Origin of the sequence: Halorubrum sp. Ib24 (genome assembly GCF_002252745.1) — an archaeon.
Taxonomy (GTDB): domain Archaea; phylum Halobacteriota; class Halobacteria; order Halobacteriales; family Haloferacaceae; genus Halorubrum.
In genome coordinates, this window is record NZ_NHOX01000005.1 from 1 (window position 1) to 14829 (window position 14829).

Here is a 14829-nt window from a genome sequence, read left to right on the forward strand (position 1 = left end):
CCCGGTATGAGCGTTCGCGAGGAGTTCGATCAGTGGGCGACGTCGGGGAAGGACCGCGGGATGGAGGACAGACACTGGCACACCGCCAAGCACGTGCTCGCGCGGATGCCGGTCGAGGCGGGCGACGCCGTCCTCGATCTGGGCACCGGCTCCGGCTACGCGCTCCGCGCGCTCCGCGAGCGCGGCATCGGCCGCGGCTTCGGGCTCGACGGCGCACCGGAAATGGTCCGCAACGCCCGGAGCTACACCGACGACGACGCCGTGGGCTTCCTCGTCGGCGACTTCGACGCGCTGCCGTTCGCCGACGACTCGCTCGATCACGTCTTCTCGATGGAGGCGTTCTACTACGCGGCCGACCCGCGCAACACGCTCCGGGAGATCCGACGCGTGCTGAAGCCCGGGGGCACCTTCTACTGCGCCGTCAACTACTTCGCGGAGAGCGAATCGACCCACGCGTGGCAGGACAACATCGCGGTGGAGATGACCCTGTGGAGCCGCGAGGAGTACCGCGAGGCGTTCCGCGACGTCGGGCTGTACGTCGCCGAACAGGACAACGTCCCCGACCGAGAGATCGAGATCCCGGACGCGACCGAGTTCCCCACCGACGACTGGGACTCCCGCGAGGCGATGGTCGACCGCTACCGGACGTGGGGGACGCTGTTGACGGTCGGCGTCGCGCCCTGAATCGGTCGTCTTTTTATATATGGTCGATCGCGGATCGGAGGTGAACACCTCCAAAGCCCCAGCCGCTCGGTTATACGCAGTTGCTGACGGATCGGAGGCGAACACCTCCAAAGCCCCAGCCGCTCGGTTATACGCAGTTGCTGACGGATCGGAGGCGAACACCTTCAAAGCCCCAGCCGCGAGGCGGGCGCACGCTCGCTGCGGTCCTCGTCACTCGCTTCGCTCGCTCCTGTGGTCCTTACTTCGCCTGCGCCCGCCTCGCGGCTGCCCCTTTGAGTCCCGCCCCGCACCGCATCCGCACCACAGGCCTCCCCAGCCTCGTCGGTCGCCCGTCGTTTCGCTCCGGGCGACCGACTCCAGCGAGGGACCGAAGGTCCCTCTGGCAGCCGGCGCTCCGCGCCGGCGACCTCGCGCGGCGCCGGTTCGCGGCCTGAGGGCCGCTCACGGGCGCGCGCCGACGGCCGTCCGTTTATAAACGCCCGCCCGAACCCGCCGATCCCTTTTAACTGTGCGAACCGTTGGCACGGACGATCTCCGATGGAACTCCGCTGCGAGGGCTGCGCCGGCTGCTGCGTCGACTGGCGGCCGCTCGATCGCGACGCGGCCGGCTCCGACCGCGCTGGCGACCGCGACCCGCTCGACGACACGTACGACCTCGTCCCGCTCACCCGCGACGAGGTCGCCGCCTTCCTCGACGACGGCCTCGGCGACGTCCTCGTCCCCCGGCTCTTCGAACCCGCCGAGCGCGACGCGAGCGTCTCGATCGACGGCGTCGAGGTGGCCGCCGCCCGGGACCGGCCAGTCTTCGTGGTCGGTCTCCGGAAGCCGCCGAAGCCGGTCGCACCGATCGGCACCGACGAGCCGCGCTGGCTCGACGCCTGCGTCTTCCTCGACCCCACGACGCTCCAGTGCCGGATCCACGACGACGACCGCTACCCCCCGACCTGCGCGACGTACCCGGGACACAACCTCGATCTCGGCGCCGAGACGGAGTGCGAGCGCGTCGAGGCCGCGGGCGGCGGCGACCGCCTCCTCGACGGCGAACCGCCGGACGACCTCCCCGCGCCCGCGTTCGGCCCGCAGGCCCTCGGGTCGGTCGTCTTCGGCTACCCCGACCCGGACGACCTCGACGGGGTGATCGACCGGCTCCGGACCGGTTCGCTCACCGCCGACGACCGCGCCCAGTTCGTCGGGGCCGCCGTCGGCTCGCGGCCGGGAGCGCTGTCGGTCGACCGCGACCGCATGGCCGAGGCTCGGGCCCGGGCGCGCGACGCCGACTCGTGGGCCGGCGGCGCGATTCGCGAGTGGACCGAACGCGCCGGCGCCGACGGCGACCGCGCCTCCCTCGACGCCGATTCCCGCGACCGACTGGTCCGCGAACTGGAGGACGACGCGGGCGCTCCCGGGACTCCCGGTTGGGACTGACGGGGACCGCCGAACCTCAGTCACGGAGAAGAGGAACGGGCGGCGCCGGAGGAGGGGAACGGGCGGCGCGTATCGCTTGCTCGCGCGCACACGCGCGAGGGTCTTATGCCGTTCGAAACCCTACCTATGACGTGAACGAACGACGACCCACGGAACCCGACGAACCGGTCGAGTACGACCGCGTGGACGTCTCCGTCCTCGTCGTCGGCGCCGGCGCGGCGGGGGCGAGGACCGCTATCGAACTGGCAGAGCGCGGGGTCGACGACGTCCTGGTACTCGGCAAGCGGGGCCACGGAGACGCCCACACGACGTGGGCGCGCGGCGGGATTAACGGCGCGCTCGGCACCCGGGACCCCGAGGACTCGCCGGCGATCCACGCCGCCGACACCCTCAACGAGGGCCACTTCGTCAACGACCCGGCGAAGGTCGAGACCGTGACCGAGCAGATGCCGGAGCGCCTCCGCGAGCTCGACGAGTGGGGGATGGAGTACTCGCGCACCGAGGACGGCGAGATCGACCAGCGGTTCTTCGGCGCCCAGTCGTTCCGCCGGACGGCGTTCGCCGGCGACCACACCGGCGAGTCGATGCTGAACGCGCTCGTCGACCGGGCGCAGGAGCTGTCGGTCCCCTACCGCGAGAACGTGATGATCACGAAGCTCGTCTCGGACGGTGACGCGGTGTACGGCGCCGTCGGCTTCGACATGGACACCGGCGAGTTCGTCCTGTTCAACGCGGGCACCGTCGTCCTCGCGGCCGGCGGCCACGCGGCGATCTACAACCGACACACCTCCCGGGACGACGAGAACAACGGCGACGGGGCGGCGCTGGCGTCCGACGCCGGCGCGTCGCTGATGGACATGGAGTTCATGCAGTTCCACCCGACCGGGATGGCCGTCGACGAGAGCGACTCCGAGTGGGAGCCGTGGAGCGGGCGACTCGTGACCGAGGCGGTCCGCGGCGAGGGAGGACGCCTGTTCAACGCCGAGGGCGAGCGCTTCATGGAGCGGTACTCGCCCGACCAGATGGAGCTGGACGCCGGCGACGTCGTCGCCCGGGCGATCGCCCGAGAGGTCGCCGAGGGACGCGGCACCGAGAACGGCGGCGTCTACCTCGACATCTCCCACCGCGACGCCGACTTCATCCGAGAGCGACTCCCGCGGATGTACGAGCGGTTCCACGACCTCGGCGTGGACATGGCGGCCGAGCCGGTCGAGGTGGCGCCGACCTCCCACTACGGGATGGGCGGCGTCGCCGTCGACGACGACGGCGAGACCGACATCGACGGGCTGTTCGCCATCGGCGAGACGATGGCGGGAGTCCACGGCGCGAACCGACTCGGCGGAAACTCGCTGGCCGAGACCGTCGCGTACGGCGTCGTCGCCGGCGAGCGGGTCGCCGACCGCGTCGACGGGCCGGGCGAGGTGCCCGACGACCTCCGCGAGGGACTCGTCGAGCCGCACCTCAGCGACCTGAGCGCACTGGCCTCCCGCGACGGGGAGCACGACGTGGACGCGGTGCTCGACGACCTGCGGGAGATGATGTGGAACCACGCCGGGATCCTGCGCGACGAGCCGTCGCTCCGCGAGGGGCTCGACCGACTCGAAGCCCTCCGCGAACGGGCCGCCGACATGCGCGTCGGCCCGGTCACGAGCGAGTCGTTCGAACTCGCCGTCGACGTTGGGTTCACTCTCGTCGCCGCCGAGGCGGTGCTCCGCGGCGCGCTCGAACGCGAGGAGTCCCGCGGCGCCCACTACCGCACCGACTACCCCGACGTCGACCCCGACTGGCGGCGGAACGTCTACTTCGACGCCGCCGACGTCGGCGGGATGACGCTCCGGACCGAACCGGTCGACGAGCCGAGCGAGGCCGTACAGGCCGCGCTCGACGAGGGCCACGAGCTGGACTACCACCAGCTGGAGTGAGGTCGGCCCCGTTTCCGCGCTACCCGCCCCGCTTCCGATACCACACGCGCTCGCCGACCGGCGACTCGCCGTCCTCGACGGGAAGCCGCCCCACGAAGAGGTCCCTGACCGCGAACGTGATCACGAGTTCGACGGACGCGTCGTCGCGCTCCGTTCCGCCCCCGTCGCGCTCCGTTCCGCCCCCGTCGCGGCTCTCCTCACTCTCCGCCGACGCCACCGGATGGACCGTCACGACGGCGTGCCCGTCGCGCTCGTCGATCGACTCGATCACTCCGACCGACCACCGGCCGACGTGGTGCGACGGCTCTCGGGCGTGGACGCGGTCGTGGTTCACTGCGCTCCCCCCTCGACGCGCCGCCCCGCGAGCGCCGCCTCGCAGGTGCACTCGACCTCGCACTTCGGGCACTCGGCGGCGGGCCGGTCGATCGGCTCGCGGTGGACCGCCTCGTAGCCGTGGCGGTCGAACAGCTTCTCCGGGGAGTCGGCGCCGCCGTGGTACCACGAGTCCGCGACGAGCACGTCGACTCCGCGCTCGGCGCCGATCCCGTGCAGGCGTCCGAGGAGCCGACTCCCGATCCCGCGTCCGGTGGCCCCGTCCCGGACGTACCCCATCTCGAGGTGACCGTACCGGTCGGCGGCGGGGATCAGGTCGGGGTCGTCGAAGAAGTACATCTCGTCGGCGACGGCGCCCGGATCCGCGAACTCGCGGAGCGCCATCACCCCGAGGATCGGTCCGTCGGCGTCGCCGCCGTCGTCCGGTCCCGCGTCGTCGTCCGGTCCCGCGCCGCCCTCCACCGCGACCAGCACGTGGTACGTCGGGTCGCCGATCCCGAGGTCGACGCCGTAGGAGCTCCCCTCGCTGAAGTGCTCGGTGATGAGCGCCTCCACCTCGTCGGCGTCGCCCGGCCGCGGGTCTCGGATCGCGATCTCGTCCATTCCCCGAGGGTACGCTCTCGGCCGACAAGAGCGGCGCGGTGGGCCGACCCCGGCGAGCCGAACGCCGGGCCTATCCGACCGCTCCCGGCCGCCTATCCGACCGCTCCCGGCCGCCTATCCGACCGCTCCCGGCCGCCAGACGCCCTGCCGCCGGTCGAGCCACGCGACGACGACCACGTGCGGGAGCGTCATGGCCGCGATGGCGACGAGCGACACGGCGAGCAGGTCGCCCGGAGCGGCGACGCCGGCGGGGACCGAGAGCCCGACCGCGGCGACCACGAGGAACCCGCCGAGGGTGAGCGGCGCGGCGTCGCGCCCGAACCGCGCGAGGGCGCCGGGGAGGTCGCCGTCGCCGAGCGCGGTCGCCGCCCGCTCGTCAACGAGGATCAGCCGGCCGACGTGGCGGAGGCCGTGCCAGAGCGCGAAGTACACGCCGATCGCGAACACGGGCGCGGCGAGCAGGAACCACGCCCACAGCGCCGCCACCTCCCCGGCGTCGCGGAGCCACCCCCGTCGCGAGGCGCCCGCCCGGACCCGCCGGTAGCCCAGTCCGATCGACAGGACCGTCGCCGCGATCATGAACGCGCCGACGGCCAGCCGGGTCGCCGGAACGAACACGGGCTCGACCGCGGCGGCGGCCGCGCTCGCGTCGACGACGAACAGCCCGACGATCCACTCGGCGACCAGCCGGTACTCGCCCGGATGCGCGAGCAGCGGGACGCCCATCGGGAGCCCGCCGCGGACGACGAGGGCCAGCCAGCGCTCGGCCGACGTCGGCAGGTGGTCGACGCCCGCGACGACGAGCGCCGCGACGTCGCCCTGCCCCCAGTGGAGCCACGTGAGCGCGATGAACCCGACGAAGGCGGCCACGGGAGCGAGGAAGAACGCCGCGACGACCGCCCCGCCGAGGACCGCGTACGCGACGGAGACGACCGCGACCGACCGCCGGAGCGAGACGTCCGTCGCCGCGCGCAGCGGAACGAGGTGGTCGACCGCGCCGTGGGCCATCCCGACGGCGAGCGTCCCCAGCGCGAACGTCGCGACACCCACCTCCACCGGAAACAGGGGGGTCACGGCGCCGACTGGGAGCAGCGCCGCGAGCGCTAGCGCGGGGTACAGCGCGAACCACCGATCGACCGCCGACCGGGCGTCATCGTCGCTCTCGACCGCCGTCGCCTCGCGGCGCGCCGCCGCGCCCGCCGCGGATTCAGTCATTGACGGGGTCGGGGGACTCCGGGTCCGGTTCGGGCGGTTCGGGCGTCGGGTCGAACGCGTCCGCCGCCGACTCGGTCGGCCGGCCGCGCCGGTCGTTCCAGTCGAGCACCCACTCGAACAGCACGAGCCCGTTCACCGTCATCACGCCGGCCGAGGCGAAGAAGAGCATCTCCTCGATCGGGAGTCCGAGGACCGCGACCCCGGTCGTCAGCTCGGCGGAGAGCTGCCACGTCCCCATCGCGATCGCGATCCGGTCGGCGATCCAGAAGTACGCCGCGGGGATCAGCGTCGCCGCGAGCCACATCCGCGGCGTCCGGATCAGGTACCCGCCCCCCACCGCCCACTGCAGCGCGAAGACGGGGCCCACCCACGCGATCAGCCCGCCGAGGTAGAGGTACGAGGGGTCGAGCGTCACGAGCCAGAGCCCGCCGGCGACCATCGCGACGCCGGCGACCACGCCGGCGATCCGCGGGCCCCGATCGTAGTCGCCCTCGCGGAACGTGGGGTCGAACCCGATCAGGTGGAGCGCGAACGCGGTGACGACGGTCTGGATGGCGAAGAACAGGTACTCGCCGAGCGGGATCGACAGCGCCCGGACGAGCACCGCCCCGTCGGCGTACCACCACGCCCCCCGTCGGATCATGTAGCTGATCCACGGCGTCGTGTACACGTACGCGATCGCGACGAGGATCGCGATCCCGGCGGTCGCGCGTCGCCGGCGGACGACGTCGTACCGCGGCGCGAGGTACCACAGCGCCGCGACGACGGGAAGGCTGAAGACGAGATGGAACTGGAGGTACGTCAGCGTCGGAAGCATCCGATCACCCCACCGGCGCCGTTCATGCGATCACGTTCGCTCCGTCGCTTATTAAGGCTCAGTCCAAACAGTGTGGTCGCCCCCGACGATCGTCGAGAGTGAGATCGGCGGTCGTCGGGATTTCGTCCGGCGATCATCGTGATCTCGTCCGGCGATCGTCGGGATTCCGTCCGGCGGTCGTCGGCGCTACGCCTCGGCCGACAGCACGCCGTACCCCTCCAGCACCTTCCCGAGCCGGAACATGGAGGCGACGACGGCGTCGCAGACGGGGCGCACCGCGTCCTTCGGCACGAAGCCGACCGCGAGCCCGGCGACCTCCAGCATCGGGAGGTCGTTCGCGCCGTCGCCGACCGCGACCGTCTCCGCCATCGCGAAGCCGAGGTCGTCGGCCAACTCGGCCAGCGCGTCGTCCTTCGTCCCCTCGATGAGCGGTCCCTCGGCCTCGCCGGTGAGCTTCCCGCCGGCCGTCGGGAGGCGGTTGGCGACGATCGTGTCGGCCTCGACCCCCGCCTTCGCGAGCGCGCGCTCGACGCCGCGCTCGAACCCGCCCGTGAGCACCGCGACGTGGTGCCCCTCGGCCTGCAGCCGCTCGATCAGCTCCCCGGCGCCCGGCCGGAGCGCCACCTCGTCGAACGCGGCCGCGACCGCCTCGTCGTCGAGCCCGCCGAGCAGCTCCGCCCGTCGGTAGAGGCTCTCGGCGTAGCTGAGCTCGTCGTTCATCGCTCGCTCGGTTATCTCGGTCACCTCGTCGGCGACGCCCGCGCGCTCGGCGAGCAGGACCGTCATCTCGGAGTCGGAGAGCGTGCCGTCGAAGTCGAACGCGATGAGGCTCATGGACTCCGTTCGGCGCGGAGGGGTTTTGAAGCACCTGATCGCGCAACGGACCCCGCACGGCGGGGCCGGCTCGCCCCGCCGCGCCCTCGGTGGCCTTTTTGCCGGTCGGGGTCGTCCCCACCGTCATGGATCGAACCGACGCTGACCGCGCCGACGTCGACGTCGACGACCTCTTGAAGGTGATCTTGGGACTTGCTATCGTATGGCTTCTCCTGGAGATCCTCGGCGCCGTGCTGGAGATCACGTTCGTCCTCCTCGACGCGCTCCCGACGCTGATCGTCCTCGCCATCGTCGTCCTGATCGCCTTACGGCTCACCGACCGGATCTGAGTCGTGTTCAGCCTGAACGTCCCGCTCCCGCCCGCGGTCGGCGATCTCGCGGCCGATCTCCACCCGAAACTGTCGGGGTTCGACCGCGTGCGCGACCGGCACACCCTCGTCTGCAAGCGACTCGGGGTCGACAACGTCCCGGACCGCGTCGCGAGCGCGGCCCGTCCCGGACCCGAGGACGTCGGTTCCGCCGCCGAACCGAGCCCCCCGAAGCCCGACGCGCTCGAGGCGCTCCGGGGGGACCTCCGACCCCTGCTGTCGGGAACCGACCCGTTCGAGGTGGCCGCGACCGGGATCGACGTCTTCGACGCGCCGGCGTCCGGCTCGCGGCCGGTGGTGTACCTCGCCGTCGAGAGCGAGGTCCTCGTGCGGCTTCATCAGCGACTCTGCGCCGCCTACGGCGCGATCGAGGGGATCGAAGGCGACGACTTCGTCCCGCACGTCACCCTGGCGCGCGGCGGAAACCCCGCTCCGGGCGTCGTGGCCGACCTCGTGGGCGCGGCGGTCGACCCGATCCGGTGGCGCGTCCACGCGCTCGACCTGTACGACCCCGAGTTCCGCGAGGTCGCCGCGACTATCGATTTATAAATGGGTGGCCGGGACTCGGCGGTGAACCGTTTCGAATTCCCGGCCGCTCGGCGAGACGCTGTCGCCTGCGCTTCGTCGGTGATCACGTCCAAAGCCCCAGCCACCACGTCCAAAGCCCCAGCCGTGAGGCGGGCACACGCTCGCTGTGCTCCTCACTCGGTCGCTGACGCTCCCTCGTTGCGGTGCTTCCGTCGCCTGTGCCCGCCTCACGGCTGCCCCTTTGAGCCCCGTCCCGCACGGCGACCGCACCTCACTCCTCCCCAGCCTCGTCGCTCACTTCGTTCGCGACTCCCTCGCGCGTGCACCTCGCGCCCGTCGGGCGCTCGGCGGCACGCGCCGCCGCTATCGGTTCATAAATAGCACGTCGCCGTCGGCGGTCACTCTCGCCGCCCGCTCTGCTTATCGCCCCCGTCGCGCTCGCTCGGCTCGTCGACCGCGTGGTGCGGTCCGACGGGGCCGTGCGTCGGGCAGACGCCGGCGATGGGAGTCGCGTTGAGACAGCAGGCGCGCTGCTGACTCGCGATGACGCCCTGCGAGAGGGACTCACCGCAGCGCCGGCAGTACGACGCGGTCCCGTCGTCGGCCATCCCTACCGCTCGCGAATGCGCATCGGCACCGGGTGGTTCGGGTGCATCGTCAGCGAGCCGCGCAGCGAGAGTTCGGGCCCCTCGTACTCCAGGTCGTACTGCGAGCAGACCTCCGCGAGGATCAGCTTCGCCTCCAGCAGCGAGAACGCCTTCCCGATGCAGTGGCGCGGGCCGCCGCCGAACGGGAAGTACGCGAACCGGGGGCGTTGGCTCCGGCGCTCGGGGGCCCATCGACTCGGGTCGAACGTCTCGGGGTCGTCGTACCAGCGCGGCGACCGGTGGATCACCCACTGCGACAGCATGAGCGCCGAGCCCTCCGGGATCCGGTACCCACCGATCTTCACGTCGAGCTTCGGCTCGCGGAACAGGGTGTAGACGGGCGGGTACAGCCGCATCGATTCGTTGAGCACGCGCTCGGTGTACTTCATGTCGCGGGCGTCGGCGGCGGTCGGGGCGCCGTCGGCGGTCGCCGCCCGGGCCTCGCCGGCCACGCGCTCGCGGGCCTCGGGGTGATTCGAGAGCAGGTAGAACGTGTACGTCAGCGCGAGCGCCGTCGTGTCGTGACCGGCGAGCAGCATCGTCACCAGCTCGTCGCGGAGGTTCTTGTCGGTCTGCTCGCCGCGGTCCCGGGCGCGCAACAGGACGGAGAGCAGGTCCATCGGCAGGTCGCCGTCGCCGTCGCCGGCGGGGCCGCGCACCGCGACGCCCTCGGGACCGGCCGGGTCGACGCTCGGGTCGCGCTCGGTCCCGCGCCGGCGCTCCACGATCCCGTCGATCACGGATTCGAGGGTGCCGATGGCGTCGTCGAACTCGCGGTTCTCGCGGGTCGGCACCCAGTTCGGGATCAGGAAGCGGCGCGGGTCGGGCTCGAACCGCGCGCCGAGCGGCTCCAGCTTCTCTTGGACGGTCTTCACCTCCTCGTCGGTGATGTCGGCGCCGAACATCGCCGAGACGATGATCTTGACGGTGAGGCGGGCGACCTCGAGCTGGATGTCGACCACGTCGCCGTCGTTCCAGTCCGCGAGTTGCGACTCGGTGTGGCCGACCATCGTCCCCGCGAGCGCCCCGATCCGCCGGTTGTGGAACGAGGGGTTCGCCAGCTTCCGCTGGCGCTGCCACGCCTCGCCCTCGCTCATGAGGAGACCGTCCCCGAGCAGGGTGTCCATGGCGTCGTCGCCGAACTGCGGCTTCCGGTAGCGCTCGGCCTCGGAGACGAGGACGCGCTCGATGTCGGCGGGGTTCGTCAGGAGGTAGGTCTCGCGCGGGCCGAGGTCGAAGCGAACGACGTCGCCGTAGCTGTCGGCGCAGGCGCGCATGAACGAGAACGGGTCGTCGGCGTACTGGCGACCGTTGCCGAAGACGGGGTCGCCGATGGGTCCGGGCGGCGTGACGGACATACGAGAAACAGGGTCTCTGCGAGGTTAAACGTTCGGCGGCGGGGCGGCGGCGGCGACGCCGCGGGGGGACGGACGCGGCGCCACGTGGGAATTTGTCGGGCGCTACGAGCGGGTCCGGCAGGCGCTACTCGGACCGCTCTCGATCCCGCTCCTCTCGCCTCTCATGCCTCGCGTCCAGGCGCTCGACGCGGGCGATCAGCTCGTCGACGGCGACCTCCTGGTCGTCGGTCGCCTCGACGATGCGCTCGGTCGCGTCCTCGGTCCGGTCGGAGCGCTCGCGGACCGCCTCCAGCGACGACGTGAGCTCCTCGACGGTCGCGGCCTGGTCGTCCGTCGTCCGGGCGACCTCGGCGACGCCCGCGGCCGCCTCGTCGACCGCGTCGGCGATCTCCTCCAGCGAGTCGAGCACGGTCTCGATCTCGGTGCCGGCGTCCTCGATGCGGTCGTGCGAGCGCTCGACGGCGGTGCTCGTCTCGTCGGACTGCGCCTGGAGCTCCGCGAGGCTCTCCGTGATCTCCTCGGTGTAGCCGCGCGTCTCGTCGGCGAGCTTCTTGACCTCCTCGGCGACGACCGCGAAGCCGTCGCCGCCCTCGCCGGCGCGGGCGGCCTCGATGTTGGCGTTGAGCGCCAGCAGGTTCGTCTGCTCGGCGACGTCGGAGATGACCTCGATGACCTCCTCGATGTCGTCCATGCGCTCCGAGAGCGCGCCGACGCTCTCGACGAGCTCGTCGCCGACCTCGACGACGTCCTGAGTCGCCTCGCGGGCGTCCTCGCTGGCGTCGAGCCCCTCGTCCGCGGCCTCGCTGGCGGCGATCGCGGCGGAGTCGACCTGATCGGCGGTGGCGGCGACCTCCTCCATGCCGGCGGAGAACGACTGCATCTCGGAGACGCTCTCCTCTAGCAGCTCGTTCTGCTCGTCGACGTTCTCGGCGATGTCGCCGGCGGCCCCGCTCGCCTCTTGGACCGTCTCGTCGATCTGTCGCGCCTGCTCGTGGACGCTCTCGGAGAGGCTCTGGAGGTTCTCGGCCATCCCGTTGACGACGCCGATGACGGCCAGCAGCTCCTCGCTCAGGATCTCGCACTCCTCGTGTCGGACGGCGCGGGCGTCGAGGTTCCCCTCGCCGATCGCCTCCGCCGTCTCGCGAACCTCCTTCACCAGCGTTTCGGTCGCGTTCCGCTGGTTGACGTTCTCCGTCCGGTCGATGACGACTTCGGTGACGCCGACGACTTCCTCGCCCTCGTACAGCGGCGTCGCCGTGAACTCGATGTGCTTCTCGTCGCCGTGGCGGTCGACCATCGTGCTGGTGTCGCGGTAGCGGGTCTGCGCCGAGTCGCACCGCTCGACGCCGTACGCCTCGTCGGAGGTCTCCGGCGCGTCGAGCACTTTGTCGGCCAGCGTGTCGGCCCGCCGCCCGTCGGGATAGAACAGCTCCGAGACGTGGCCGTGACCGATCGCGTCCTCGCGCGCTTTCCCGGTGAGCGACGCGATGGACTCGTTCCACTCGGCGACGTTGCCGTCGGCGTCGAGGATGAACGTCGGCACGCCGGTGGCGTTGAACACCTGCTCGAAGCCGGCCCTGGACAGCGTCTCGGCGCGGTCGGTGCCCGCTTCGTCCACGATCCCTGGAGCCGTGCCGTCGGCTCCGCTCGGTCTCCCGTCGTCGGCCCCGTCGTCGACGACGACCCCGCCGTCCGGGACCGACCGCGAGTCCCGGTCCCGCCCGAACACCCGTCGGAGTAGCCCGCTGACTCCCGTCATATCTATGTCGCCCTCTCCCAAGCGCCAGCATAAACGGTTCCCCCCGTTATTCACGTGTGATAATCATCTGGTCCTCTAGATGAAAGGAGCGCCGTCGGCCTTCGCCTTCGCTCCCCCGACGCAATTGCTCCCTCCGGTGCGATCGCTCTCCTAGCACGATCGCTCCCCTCCCCGCCCGTAGCGTTCAAACGCGTCCGGCGGCTACCCGGATCCGATGGACGCCGACGCCGTGCGCGAGCGGGCCGCGGACCTCCCGACCGAGCCCGGCGTCTACCAGTTCCGGGCGGGGGAGACGACGCTGTACGTCGGCAAGGCGGTCGACCTCCGGGACCGAGTGCGGTCGTACGCCGACCCGCGCTCGGGGCGTATCAGGGGGATGGTCGCGCGCGCCGACCGGATCGAGTTCGCGGTCACCGACACCGAGACGCAGGCGCTGCTGCTGGAGGCCAACCTCATCAAGCGGCTCCAGCCGCGGTTCAACGTCCGGCTGAAAGACGACAAGTCGTACCCGCTGATCGCGCTCACCGACCACCCCGTCCCCCGGATCGAAGTCACCCGCGACCCGGAGGAAGGAGCGATCGCGTACGGCCCGTTCACGGACAAGGGCCGCGTCGAGACCGTGGTGAAGGCGGTCCGCGACGAGTACCGGCTCCGCGGCTGCTCGGATCACAAGTACGCGAACCGCGACCGCCCCTGCCTCGACTACGAGATGGGGATCTGCTCGGCCCCCTGCACCGGCGAGATCGACCCCGCGAGCTACGCCGAGGACGTGGCCGCGGTCCACCGCTTTCTGGAGGGCGAGACCGGCGCCCTCGCCGACCCCCTGCGCCGGCGGATGGAGAGCGCCGCCGAGCACGCCGAGTTCGAGCGCGCCGCCAACCTCCGCGACCGGCTCGAAGCGGTCGAGGCGTTCCACGGCGAGGGCGGCGAGGCCGTCAGCGACCGGTCCGACGACCGCACCGTCCGACGTGCTCCGGCCGCGGTCGAGGGCGACGTCGCCCGCGTCGCCGGTCCCACAGCGAGCCGGGACAGCTGGTCGACCGGAGGCCGCCCACCGTTTGGTACGCGGCAAGGGTGGGGGAGGGGGCAGGACGGGGGACCGACGCGACCCGGCCCGCCCAGCCGACCGACGCCCACACCCCCGGCGGTGCTGTCCGCGTTCCTGGACGCAGTATCACGCGGCGCGCGGTTGGACCCGTCCTCTTGGGAGCGCCCGTCCGACCCGGACGTGGTCGACTGGCTGGAGGCCGAGGGGGTCTCGGTCCGGGTGCCCGGCGCGGGCCGAGAGGCGAAGCTCGTCGAGCTCGCGCTGAAGAACGCCCGGAAGCGCGGCGGCGGCGACGACCCCGTCGGCGCGCTCGGCGAGCGGCTCGGGGTCGACCGCCCCGCCCGGATCGAGGGGTTCGACGTGAGCCACGCACAGGGGACCGCGGTGGTCGGCTCCGACGTCTGCTTCGTCGACGGGAGCGCCGAGACCGCCGACTACCGCCGGAAGAAGCTCACCGACCGCAACGACGACTACGCGAACATGCGCGAGCTGATCCGGTGGCGCGCCGAGCGCGCGATCGAGGGCCGAGACGACCGCCCCGACCCCGACCTGCTCCTCGTCGACGGCGGCGAGGGCCAACTCGGCGCCGCCCGCGACGCGCTCGCGGAGACGGGCTGGGACGTGCCCGCGGTCGCGCTCGCGAAGGCCGAGGAGCTGGTCGTCACCCCGACCGGGACCCGGCGCTGGGACGACGACGCCCCGGAGCTCCACCTGCTCCAGCGCGTGCGCGACGAGGCGCACCGCTTCGCCGTCTCTTACCACCAGACCGTCCGCGACGAGGTGAAGACGGTCCTCGACGACGTGCCCGGCGTCGGGCCCGAGACCCGCCGCCGGCTCCTCCGGCGGTTCGGATCGGTCGAGAGCGTGCGCGAGGCGTCCGCCGCCGACCTCACGGACGTCGACGGCATCGGTGAGGCGACGGCCGAGACGCTCCGCGAGCGCCTCTGAAAAACGGTGCGGCGGGCGGGCGCTTCGCGTCGAAGCCGCTCGATTCCTCTACGACTTGCGACCGCTATCGGAAACGGAGGCGCGAAAAATCAGGAGCGGAGCCACGCCAGCAGGCGGGCCGCCGGACTGGTCGCCGCCTCGAGATCCTCGGGTCGCGGGTTGTCTTTCAGCCGTTCGGGGCCTCGTTCGAGATTCGACGTACTATTTCTCATTGTGCTGGAAAATTATGGCCGTATATGGAAAGATTCTCGAAATCCTGACGTATTCTCTCAAAAAATACGTTATATATCGATTTAATTATCACCATCTTTGCCGGTCAGACGTGCGGTAGACGGAGCCC

At 71.6% G+C, this 14829-nt stretch carries 14 protein-coding genes; 6 read left to right on the forward strand and 8 right to left on the reverse strand.

Features of this window, described 5'->3' with window-relative positions; all coding sequences use genetic code 11:
- The first annotated feature begins 6 nt into the window (after window positions 1–6).
- From DJ82_RS00690 to DJ82_RS00700, 3 genes are all read left to right on the forward strand, one after another.
- On the forward strand, window positions 7–684 hold the full coding sequence (locus tag DJ82_RS00690) for a class I SAM-dependent methyltransferase (RefSeq protein WP_094580822.1): 678 nt from the start codon (window positions 7–9) through the stop codon (window positions 682–684).
- A gap of 537 nt (window positions 685–1221) precedes the next feature.
- Window positions 1222–2109, forward strand: coding sequence for a YkgJ family cysteine cluster protein (locus DJ82_RS00695; protein ID WP_094580823.1), 888 nt, complete (start codon window positions 1222–1224; stop codon window positions 2107–2109).
- Between the two features lie 131 nt (window positions 2110–2240).
- Window positions 2241–4031, forward strand: a complete 1791-nt coding sequence (locus DJ82_RS00700) for an L-aspartate oxidase (RefSeq protein ID WP_094580824.1) — start codon at window positions 2241–2243, stop codon at window positions 4029–4031.
- A 19-nt stretch (window positions 4032–4050) separates the two neighbouring features.
- On the opposite strand, the gene DJ82_RS00705 is transcribed toward DJ82_RS00700, so the two are convergent.
- The 5 genes from DJ82_RS00705 to serB all read right to left on the reverse strand — a co-directional run bounded on the left by DJ82_RS00705 (window position 4051) and on the right by serB (window position 7833).
- A complete protein-coding gene (locus DJ82_RS00705; RefSeq protein ID WP_094580825.1) occupies window positions 4051–4365 on the reverse strand; it encodes a hypothetical protein in 315 nt (104 codons plus the stop codon).
- Window positions 4362–4967 (reverse strand): GNAT family N-acetyltransferase, encoded by a 606-nt coding sequence (locus DJ82_RS00710; RefSeq protein WP_094580826.1) that lies wholly within the window; start codon window positions 4965–4967, stop codon window positions 4362–4364. The genes DJ82_RS00705 and DJ82_RS00710 overlap by 4 nt, the downstream gene beginning before the upstream one ends.
- Window positions 4968–5081: 114 nt before the next feature.
- Entirely contained in the window at window positions 5082–6182 is a 1101-nt protein-coding gene (locus DJ82_RS00715) for a Brp/Blh family beta-carotene 15,15'-dioxygenase (protein ID WP_094580827.1), read from the reverse strand.
- Entirely contained in the window at window positions 6175–6999 is an 825-nt protein-coding gene (locus DJ82_RS00720) for a lycopene cyclase domain-containing protein (protein ID WP_094580828.1), read from the reverse strand. The genes DJ82_RS00715 and DJ82_RS00720 overlap by 8 nt, the downstream gene beginning before the upstream one ends.
- Window positions 7000–7185: 186 nt before the next feature.
- Window positions 7186–7833 (reverse strand): phosphoserine phosphatase SerB, encoded by a 648-nt coding sequence (serB, locus tag DJ82_RS00725; RefSeq protein WP_094580829.1) that lies wholly within the window; start codon window positions 7831–7833, stop codon window positions 7186–7188.
- 125 nt (window positions 7834–7958) lie between these two features.
- On the opposite strand from serB, the gene DJ82_RS00730 reads away from it, so the two are divergent.
- Window positions 7959–8162 carry a hypothetical protein gene (locus tag DJ82_RS00730; protein WP_094524996.1) on the forward strand — a complete coding sequence of 68 codons (204 nt, stop codon included), beginning with the start codon at window positions 7959–7961 and terminating at the stop codon, window positions 8160–8162.
- A 3-nt stretch (window positions 8163–8165) separates the two neighbouring features.
- Window positions 8166–8750 (forward strand): 2'-5' RNA ligase family protein, encoded by a 585-nt coding sequence (locus DJ82_RS00735; RefSeq protein WP_094524997.1) that lies wholly within the window; start codon window positions 8166–8168, stop codon window positions 8748–8750.
- A 377-nt stretch (window positions 8751–9127) separates the two neighbouring features.
- Here the strand turns inward: DJ82_RS00735 and DJ82_RS00740 are convergent, their stop codons facing one another.
- The 3 genes from DJ82_RS00740 to DJ82_RS00750 form a co-directional block, all read right to left on the reverse strand.
- Entirely contained in the window at window positions 9128–9337 is a 210-nt protein-coding gene (locus DJ82_RS00740) for a hypothetical protein (RefSeq protein ID WP_094557891.1), read from the reverse strand.
- Window positions 9338–9339: 2 nt separating this feature from the next.
- Window positions 9340–10734, reverse strand: coding sequence for a cytochrome P450 (locus DJ82_RS00745; RefSeq protein ID WP_094524999.1), 1395 nt, complete (start codon window positions 10732–10734; stop codon window positions 9340–9342).
- A gap of 124 nt (window positions 10735–10858) precedes the next feature.
- Window positions 10859–12493 carry a methyl-accepting chemotaxis protein gene (locus DJ82_RS00750; RefSeq protein ID WP_094580830.1) on the reverse strand — a complete coding sequence of 545 codons (1635 nt, stop codon included), beginning with the start codon at window positions 12491–12493 and terminating at the stop codon, window positions 10859–10861.
- Between the two features lie 214 nt (window positions 12494–12707).
- On the opposite strand from DJ82_RS00750, the gene DJ82_RS00755 reads away from it, so the two are divergent.
- The gene (locus DJ82_RS00755; protein WP_241881353.1) at window positions 12708–14489 is read left to right on the forward strand and encodes an excinuclease ABC subunit C; all 1782 of its coding nucleotides are present in this window, start codon (window positions 12708–12710) and stop codon (window positions 14487–14489) included.
- Window positions 14490–14829 lie beyond the last annotated feature (340 nt).

Excerpts from the sequence above, each read along its gene's own strand:
- DJ82_RS00715 (WP_094580827.1), bottom strand. The coding sequence starts at position 6,182 with ATGACTGAATCCGCGGCGGGCGCGGCGGCGCGCCGCGAGGCGACGGCG.
- DJ82_RS00745 (WP_094524999.1), bottom strand. The coding sequence starts at position 10,734 with ATGTCCGTCACGCCGCCCGGACCCATCGGCGACCCCGTCTTCGGCAAC.
- DJ82_RS00755 (WP_241881353.1), top strand. The coding sequence starts at position 12,708 with ATGGACGCCGACGCCGTGCGCGAGCGGGCCGCGGACCTCCCGACCGAG.
- DJ82_RS00690 (WP_094580822.1), top strand. The coding sequence starts at position 7 with ATGAGCGTTCGCGAGGAGTTCGATCAGTGGGCGACGTCGGGGAAGGAC.
- serB (WP_094580829.1), bottom strand. The coding sequence starts at position 7,833 with ATGAGCCTCATCGCGTTCGACTTCGACGGCACGCTCTCCGACTCCGAG.
- DJ82_RS00710 (WP_094580826.1), bottom strand. The coding sequence starts at position 4,967 with ATGGACGAGATCGCGATCCGAGACCCGCGGCCGGGCGACGCCGACGAG.
- DJ82_RS00730 (WP_094524996.1), top strand. The coding sequence starts at position 7,959 with ATGGATCGAACCGACGCTGACCGCGCCGACGTCGACGTCGACGACCTC.
- DJ82_RS00695 (WP_094580823.1), top strand. The coding sequence starts at position 1,222 with ATGGAACTCCGCTGCGAGGGCTGCGCCGGCTGCTGCGTCGACTGGCGG.
- DJ82_RS00750 (WP_094580830.1), bottom strand. The coding sequence starts at position 12,493 with ATGACGGGAGTCAGCGGGCTACTCCGACGGGTGTTCGGGCGGGACCGG.
- DJ82_RS00740 (WP_094557891.1), bottom strand. The coding sequence starts at position 9,337 with ATGGCCGACGACGGGACCGCGTCGTACTGCCGGCGCTGCGGTGAGTCC.
- DJ82_RS00720 (WP_094580828.1), bottom strand. The coding sequence starts at position 6,999 with ATGCTTCCGACGCTGACGTACCTCCAGTTCCATCTCGTCTTCAGCCTT.